This window comes from Deltaproteobacteria bacterium (assembly GCA_019308995.1).
Classification (GTDB): domain Bacteria; phylum Desulfobacterota; class Desulfarculia; order Adiutricales; family JAFDHD01; genus JAFDHD01.
Genome location: JAFDHD010000130.1, coordinates 1 through 8,082, shown reverse-complemented (window position 1 = coordinate 8,082; position 8,082 = coordinate 1). Strand labels below are relative to the sequence as shown.

The window sequence follows — 8,082 nt, the reverse complement described above, 5'->3', positions numbered from 1 at the left end:
TACGGCGGCGCAGTTACTTTTGGCTACGGAGCTGAGGCTTGCTCCGGCACGGACTTTCACCGTGCGGGTAGAGCGCCATCATGGGCGCACGATTCCCGCTTTCGCGGGAATGACAGTGGAAGTTGTTGGCGTTCCTGCGTAAGCAGGAATCATGTGCAGAAAAATAATACTCAAAAGGAATATAATTCTGACAATCGCTATAAAAAATATATGGGTTTTATTTTATCTGAGGTTTTATCCCGGCCGATCTCCGAAGCCTTCGCACCGTTTCACGGCACACCTTTATTCCTTCTTCCTCCTCTAATTTCTCCGTGAAATGACTGTCATTAAACAGTTCATACCTGGCGCGGGACAACTCTAATATCCGGTCTCTAAGACCAGAATCTAACGCCCGGCCAGAAGGATGACCCCTGTTGCCGTGGATTAACCCTTTGGCCCCATAATCCTTGAACTTCTTCCTCACCCGCTTGGCCTGGCGATAGGAAAGGTCCATTTTTATACTGGCCTCCTTCAATGTTATCCGCCCTTCTTCCACCAATTCCATGAGGTGATACCTCGTCCGCTCCTTCCCACTCATCAATAATCTGTCCTTTTCCATGGGGACATCTTAATAGAGCAGTTAAAGGGAACATTTTAATATTGCTAACACAAAAAGGGTTAACTGGCTTGACTTCTCCCGGTTTTTAACTTAAGATAAACACTACTTTTATCTAATTATTTTGGCATTTTCCCATGAGCTTTTTCTTACCAGACCTGATTATCCGGGGCGGATGGTTGATGTATCCGATCTCCTTGTGTTCGATCCTCGCCCTGGCAGTTTTTTTAGAAAGACTCTTTAAACTGCGCCGTGTTCGCATTCTTCCGCGGGATTTGATGCAAGATATGAATGATCTCATTATACGTTACAAGTACCCTGACGCCATCTCACTCTGTCAGGGTCATCCCAGTCCCATGGCTCGCATTTACCAGGCTGGTCTTAGAAGCTCAGGCCAGCCGCGGCAGATCATCAAGGAAGTGGTTCAGGAAGTCGGTCGCAGGGAAGCCGCTGAACTGGAAAAATACATCTCTATTCTGGCCACCATAGCCAGCATCACTCCGCTTTTAGGGCTCCTGGGCACAGTCTCCGGTATGATCAAAACCTTTAACATTATTGCCTACTATGGTGTGGGCAACCCCGGGACCATGGCCGGTGGCATTTCTGAGGCGCTGATTACCACGGCCGCCGGCTTGACCGTCGCCATCCCCACCCTGGTGGGGTACCGTTTTGTCTCGAGCAAGGCCGACAATTTGATTCTCAATCTGGAAGAACAATCCATCAAGCTGGTCGAATCCCTCAAGGGCCCGGAGCAATAGATCGTGCAGTTCAAGATCAGACATCGAGAGGTGCCTCTTATTGAAATTGCCCCTTTGATTGACGTGGTTTTTCTTCTCCTGCTTTTTTTCATGGTCACCACTCAATTCGTGGCCGCGCCAGGCCTCCAGATTTCCTTGCCCGAGATAAAGCCCGGCGCTCCGGTTACCACAGCGTCCAAAGTCAACATCAGCGTTACGGCTCAAGGGGACATATTTGTAGCCAGTAACCCTGTAGCCATCGAGGATTTGAAGGAAGTCTTAAAAAAGGCCGCCCCAGATATGGCTTCAACCATCGTTATCTTGACCGCTGATAAGAACGTGCCTCACGGAAAAATCGTCTCCATGATGGATATCCTGCGTGATCTGGGCATAAAAAAAATGGTTATCGCCGCCCGTTGGAAAGTCGAGCCCCAAAGATAGATCGTGCCTCTATTTACCAAACACCGCTCTATCTTTCTCACCCTTGGAATATTATGCGTTATCCTGGGTCTGATTCTTTTATATAGTAACCGGGGCTTCTTGCATTTGAAACGTCTGGACCAGGAACGAAACTATCTTGAAGCCGTCAACAAGGACCTTGAGGCGCAAAACAGGCAGTTAATGATGAAAATTGATCGAATCAAGCACGACCTCCGCTATATTGAGGATGTGGCTCGTAAGAAGCTGGGGTTGATCCGGCCGGACGAACAGATCTTCAGGCTCAAGGATGATCCCGGGCCAGACCCTGACGAAAAAAGGTCGTCCAATCCTTAAACTGTGGGTTGACTCACTTATTGTTCTTATGCTTTCATTTACTGATTAGTAATAACTAACGTCAAAAGAGTTTTTAATGAATTCATCAGAAACAGGATTCAAACCCTTGGAGGATTCTGAGCTCAGGTTCCTTGAGCACCTGATTCGAACCGACCCCTCTTCTCCAGCCCTTCTGGCGCTCGCACGAACCTATCTGGCCAAAGACCGGGTCGCAGCGAGCGTAAAAGTAGCTCAGGGGGTGCTGGACGCCCACCCGGACAATCTGGAGGCGGCCCTCCTCATGGCTCAAGCATTCGTTCAGCAGGGTCAGCTTGAGAAAGCCAGAGAAGCGCTTCACAAGACTTCCGCACGGTTGGATAAACTCGCTTTCATCTTCAAGGCTCTGGCGCGGCTCCATAAACTCACCGGAGAAGCAGATGAATCCGCCCGGGTCCAGAAGGCCTATCAGGCCCTGACCTTGCAGGAGGACGTGGATGAAGAGATCCAGGGCCTGATGTTCGACCTCGAACCATCGCCCGGGGAAGAGGCTGAAGCCGCTGAACCGATGCCGACCGAAACCCTGGCCGCCCTGTATCTTGAACAGGGGCTGGGGGACAAAGCCATTGAGGTCTATGAAAAAATACTTGATCAGGACCCGGGCAACGAACGAATCCGCAAAAAAATAATTGACCTTTATCTGGGAATCGAGGAGCACCCTCCGGTTTCAGAACCAATGGAGGCTGCTGAACCCATGGCCAGCTCGGCCAGGGAGCGGCTGATTGAGAAGCTGCAAAGGCTTCAGCTTGCGGCCCAGAGGAGGCGGGAGGCCATTGAGGCCAGTTTTTAACAGCTATAAAACATCGAGGAGCACGAAAGTATTATGTATTCTCCCAGTGATTTTCGCAAGGGGCTGAAGATCGAGTTTAAAGGCGAGCCTTATATCATCATTGATTTCCTGCATGTAAAACCTGGCAAGGGTGGGGCCTTTATCAGGACCAAGCTCAAAAATATGATCACCAGCCGTGTCCTGGATGAAACCTTCCGGCCTTCAGATAAAATTACCCGGCCTGACCTGGAAGAAAAAAGTATGCAATATCTTTATAAAGATACAGACGGATACTGCTTCATGGACAATGACACCTATGAGCAGGTCGTTCTTTCGGAAGACCTGATCAGTGATTCAAAGAATTTTTTACAGGAAAACATCAATCTCGCAGTTCTTTATTTCAACAGCCAGCCCATCGGTCTTGAGCTGCCGACCACGGTCGGGTTGGCCGTTGTCCAAACTGAACCAGGCGTCAAAGGTGATACGGCCAGTGGTGGTAGCAAACCGGCCACTTTAGAGACAGGGCTAGTAGTTCAGGTCCCCTTCTTCATCAACGAGGGTGACCGCCTCAAAATTGATACCAGGACCGGGGAGTATATGGAACGGATCAAGGAATAATTTGATCCCTTATCAGCCAAACTCGATCTGTAAATTTACTGCTCTTATAAACAGCCACTTCAAAAAACCCTAGGAGTCAACTAGTGCAAGACCTGCCAGCACTGGCTGCCACCGGTGTGGGGACTGTGCCTTTTCTGGAAATTCCCGAGACCTTGGACCGCATTGCTCGGGACTGTCCGAAGCTTCCCTACTGGCCGCAGATGATCCGGTCCCATCCTTGTGCAGACATGATTCTCCAGTTTGCTGATCGGCTGCCTTGCCTCAAAGCAGATGCAGCCCAGCGAAAAGTTCTGGTTAAAACAGAGGATCGGGCAGAAGCCCTGACCGAGTTTTACGAGCGATTCCTGGCCGGAGATTTGGATTATTTCGCCCTGCCCCAAGACTCAGCGGCCAGCTTCTACGCCTTTCTCAAACGCGCTAAGGCTGACCCTGATTTCGGTCCGGACTTCCTCAAGAGCCAAATCACCGGCCCGATCACCTTTGGACAGGCCATCCGCACCTCAGAAGGCAAATCAATCCTCGATGATCCAGAGCTTGCCGACCCGATTGTCAAAGGCCTCGGGATAATGGCAGCCTGGCAGGCTCGCGAGATCAGAGCCGTCGGCCGCAGTGCTCTTGTCTTTATTGATGAACCATCCCTGACCGGTTTTGGGTCCGCCTTTTCTACACTAAACAGGGAAGGCGTCATTCGCATGCTCAACGAGACGGCCGAGACGGCCCGCTCACATGGGGAAATACTGGTCGGAATCCATATTTGTGGCAATACCGACTGGGAGATGATTTTATCAACGACCCTGGATGTGGTTAATTTTGACGCCTTCGGCTATCTCAGTGCCTTCCTGCTCTATCTCAAACACATCATTCGTTTTATCGAACGAGGGGGTTACCTGGCCTGGGGCATCGGACCCACTCTGGCATATACTCAGGAAATAAAAGCCACAGAACTTGTAAACCGGCTCCAAACAGCCATGCACACCCTGGCTGATCAGGGCCTGGACCTCGAATTGTTAAAAAGCCGCACTATCATCACCCCGGCTTGCGGCTTAGGTCCGCTTGACGAACCCACAGCTAAAGCTGTATCCGACCTTGTGGCCCGCGTATCGGAATTAATACAGGATACTTAAGCCTGCTCTTCTTTTAAAACCAGCCCTTTGCCGTGCCTTTCCGGAAAGAACCATGAAACGTAATTAGATGTAATATCAAAAAATGAATTAATTTTTTTCGCAGGCAAACCTTCTGGGTTTATGCTAACATATTTAAGACGTGGTGAATAATTAAAGGTAGGAGAGCATACCATGGGCTGCACGGGGATTGTCAGGTCTAATCTATATTTAGAGCACAACGCCGGTGATTATCACCCGGAATCACCGAAAAGGCTTGAAGCCATTCACAGCTTCTTGGATACCAACCTGATTCCCGGCCTGCACATTATAAAACCACGGCCAGCCACCCGGGAGGAGATTACCCTGATTCACACACCGACTCACTATGAACGAATTGCTCAAACGGCATCGCAGCCCCAGTGCTATCTCGACGCAGATACACAAACATGTGCTCGCTCTTTTGAGGCGGCCTTGTCTGCAGCAGGCGGACTGATACTTCTGGTAGACAAGGTCTTAAGTGGTGAGCTGGATAATGGTTTTGCCTTAGTTCGCCCGCCGGGTCACCATGCCGAGGCCGGCCAGGCCATGGGTTTTTGCCTGTTCAATAATATTGCTATCGCTGCGGCCTGGGCGCTTAAAGAGCATGACCTGTCACGAATCATGATCGTTGATTGGGACTTGCACCACGGTAACGGGACTCAACACTCCTTCTATGACAATCCCCAGGTCTTATATTTCTCGGCCCACCTTTATCCCTTTTATCCTGGCACTGGCAGTCTGGCGGAAATTGGGAAGGGGGCGGGTAAGGGCTATACGGTCAACGTGCCCATGAGTCCCAAACATGACGACCAGGACTATGTGGCCATCTTTCAAAAAATTGTACAGCCTTTAATCAAGACTTTTCAGCCGGAGCTCATCCTGGTTTCGGCTGGATTCGACAGTCTTCTGGCTGATCCCATGCAGGGTATGGCGGTCACTTCTGAGGGATTTGCCGCCATGACTTATATTCTTAAAACAATGGCCGAAAAAACCTGCGGCGGCAGGCTGGTTCTGACCCTGGAAGGTGGCTACAATTTTACGGGCCAGGCCGACTCAGTTGGCAAAGTCCTGGAAGTTCTGACCGGATCTAGTTCGGCCGGTCAGGACCTGATCAGGCAGGAATGGCCTGAACCCGGGATTATTATGCAGGTGCGCAAGGCATATGAACCCTTCTGGATACTCTAAAAGAGAGGGGACAATGAAAATAAATCGTGCAGAAGTAGAGCATATCGCCCGCCTGGCACGTCTTAAGGTGAGTGATGCGGATATTGAGAAGCTGACAAGCCAGCTCAACAGCATTCTGATGTACATGGATAAACTCAGCGAACTGGATCTTTCAGAACTGGAACCAATGGCTCATACCCAGTCCATGAGCAACGTCTTCAGGGAAGACGTAGTAAAACCTTCCCTGGACCCGGAGCACTCTTTGGCTAACGCCCCTGAGCGAAATGAGACGTTTTTTCTGGTTCCACGAATCATCTAGAGGGAAAGGTTATGAATCTGCTTGATCTGAGCATCCATGAACTCGCTGACGCTTACTCCCGCAAAGAGGTCTCACCGGTAGATGTTACCCAGGCATACCTGGATGCCATTGAGGAACTCGATCCCAAGCTGAATGCCTATATCTCTATCACCGCTGATTTGGCTCTTGAGCAATCGCGGGCCGCGGAGCAGATGATCTTGGCCAAAGACCAAACACCTCTGACAGGTATCCCCCTGGCTATCAAAGACTTAATCTGTACTGAAAACGTGGCCGCGACCTGTGGTTCCAGGATCTTGAGCAATTTTACACCTCCCTTCGATAGTACGGTCGCAGCCAGACTCCGCAGAAGCGGCGCCGTCTTCTTAGGCAAGACCAATATGGATGAATTCGCCATGGGTTCTAGCAATGAATACTCGGCCTTTGGGCCGGCCTTGAACCCGTGGAATACAAGCCGTATTCCCGGGGGTTCCAGTGGAGGATCAGCCGTAGCTTGTGCTGCTCAACTATGCGCCGGCGCCCTGGGCAGTGATACCGGCGGTTCGATCCGACAGCCTGCCAGCCACTGTGGTGTGGTGGGGCTCAAACCGACTTACGGCCGCGTCTCCCGTTTTGGCCTGGTCGCGTTTGCCAGTTCTCTTGATCAAATTGGACCCATCACCCGGAATGTGACTGACTGCGCCTTACTTCTCCAGGCCTTGGCCGGATATGACCCGGCTGACTCCACCAGCGCTCCGCAGCCGGTTCCTGACTACACGACCAGTTTAAACCAGGGACTAGAGGGGTTTACCATCGGCCTGCCTCAGGAATACTTTATCGAGGGTCTGGACGCGGATATAAAAATGGCCGTGAATCAGGCGGTTGAGGCTATGGAAGCCGAAGGGGCCGAGTTCATTGAGATCAGCCTGCCTCATACCGAGTACGCTGTGGCGGCTTACTACATTATCGCCCCGGCAGAGGCCAGCTCTAATCTCGCCCGGTACGATGGGGTCAAGTATGGATTGCGCTGCGAAGAAAATACAGACCTGATTGATATGTACCTCGCCACACGCTCCAACGGTTTTGGCCCGGAGGTTACCCGGCGAATCATGATTGGTACATATGTCCTGTCCGCCGGATACTATGACGCCTATTACAGGAAAGCCACCCAGGTCAGGACCTTGATACGGCAGGACTTTGAAAAGGCTTTTCAAGAGTGTGACGTCATCGCCTGCCCCGTCGCACCCACACCAGCCTTCAAGATTGGCGAGATGATGGACGACCCTTTGACAATGTACCTGAGCGACATTTTCACTCTGGCCACCAACCTGGCCGGTATTCCAGCCATATCCGTGCCATGTGGCCTGAGCAGAGAGGGGATGCCTATCGGCCTCCAATTCCTGAGCCATCATTTCCGGGAAGATAACCTGCTCCGGGCGGCCTATAACTATGAACACATATCAGAGTTCACCTTCGGCCGGGTAAAACCTCAGATAAAGTAAAACCCATATATTTTTTATAGCGATTGTCAGAATTATATTCCTTTTGAGTATTATTTTTCAGCAAAGGAATATATTTTTAAGAACTACTCTAGAGCGAATGGCAAAAATATGTTCCGATTGAAAAGGTCTGAGATTGCTTTGTCACTTCGTTCCTCGTAATGACATTTTATAATAATATCAATGGGATGTCATTGCGAGCCCTTCGCTCTCGCTCTGGACAGGCTCTGCGAAGCAATCTCGATCTTGATACTCTTGTATTCATTCAAACGGAATATATTTTTTGAGAACTACTCTAAAGGCAGAATTTTGCTATTCAGGCAACCGCGACGAAGAAATCGAGTCTAGGGTTGCCACAGATTACTTCGCCGCGCCTTTCAGGATGGGCCTCTTAATAACATGCTATAAGGTGTCTTGAACTATACTTAATTTGACAGAGAAATTGTAGAGATT

At 50.3% G+C, this 8,082-nt stretch carries 10 protein-coding genes; 9 read left to right on the top strand and 1 reads right to left on the bottom strand.

The window, feature by feature from the left end:
* Positions 1-217: 217 nt before the first annotated feature.
* Positions 218-598 carry a helix-turn-helix domain-containing protein gene (locus JRI95_15125; GenBank protein ID MBW2062876.1) on the bottom strand — a complete coding sequence of 127 codons (381 nt, stop codon included), beginning with the start codon at positions 596-598 and terminating at the stop codon, positions 218-220.
* Positions 599-732: 134 nt separating this feature from the next.
* On the opposite strand from JRI95_15125, the gene JRI95_15120 reads away from it, so the two are divergent.
* The 9 genes from JRI95_15120 to gatA all read left to right on the top strand — a co-directional run bounded on the left by JRI95_15120 (position 733) and on the right by gatA (position 7,632).
* A complete protein-coding gene (locus JRI95_15120; protein ID MBW2062875.1) occupies positions 733-1,353 on the top strand; it encodes a MotA/TolQ/ExbB proton channel family protein in 621 nt (206 codons plus the stop codon).
* A gap of 3 nt (positions 1,354-1,356) precedes the next feature.
* Complete coding sequence (locus JRI95_15115; GenBank protein ID MBW2062874.1) at positions 1,357-1,773, top strand: biopolymer transporter ExbD; 417 nt, start codon at positions 1,357-1,359, stop codon at positions 1,771-1,773.
* A gap of 3 nt (positions 1,774-1,776) precedes the next feature.
* Entirely contained in the window at positions 1,777-2,106 is a 330-nt protein-coding gene (locus JRI95_15110) for a septum formation initiator family protein (protein ID MBW2062873.1), read from the top strand.
* A 76-nt stretch (positions 2,107-2,182) separates the two neighbouring features.
* Positions 2,183-2,932, top strand: a complete 750-nt coding sequence (locus JRI95_15105; protein MBW2062872.1) for a tetratricopeptide repeat protein — start codon at positions 2,183-2,185, stop codon at positions 2,930-2,932.
* A 33-nt stretch (positions 2,933-2,965) separates the two neighbouring features.
* Positions 2,966-3,529 carry an elongation factor P gene (efp, locus tag JRI95_15100; GenBank protein MBW2062871.1) on the top strand — a complete coding sequence of 188 codons (564 nt, stop codon included), beginning with the start codon at positions 2,966-2,968 and terminating at the stop codon, positions 3,527-3,529.
* Between the two features lie 83 nt (positions 3,530-3,612).
* Positions 3,613-4,653 (top strand): hypothetical protein, encoded by a 1,041-nt coding sequence (locus tag JRI95_15095; protein ID MBW2062870.1) that lies wholly within the window; start codon positions 3,613-3,615, stop codon positions 4,651-4,653.
* 171 nt (positions 4,654-4,824) lie between these two features.
* The gene (locus JRI95_15090) at positions 4,825-5,856 is read left to right on the top strand and encodes a histone deacetylase (GenBank protein MBW2062869.1); all 1,032 of its coding nucleotides are present in this window, start codon (positions 4,825-4,827) and stop codon (positions 5,854-5,856) included.
* A gap of 13 nt (positions 5,857-5,869) precedes the next feature.
* Positions 5,870-6,154 carry an Asp-tRNA(Asn)/Glu-tRNA(Gln) amidotransferase subunit GatC gene (gene gatC / locus JRI95_15085; GenBank protein ID MBW2062868.1) on the top strand — a complete coding sequence of 95 codons (285 nt, stop codon included), beginning with the start codon at positions 5,870-5,872 and terminating at the stop codon, positions 6,152-6,154.
* Between the two features lie 11 nt (positions 6,155-6,165).
* Complete coding sequence (gene gatA, locus JRI95_15080; GenBank protein ID MBW2062867.1) at positions 6,166-7,632, top strand: Asp-tRNA(Asn)/Glu-tRNA(Gln) amidotransferase subunit GatA; 1,467 nt, start codon at positions 6,166-6,168, stop codon at positions 7,630-7,632.
* Positions 7,633-8,082: the final 450 nt, after the last annotated feature.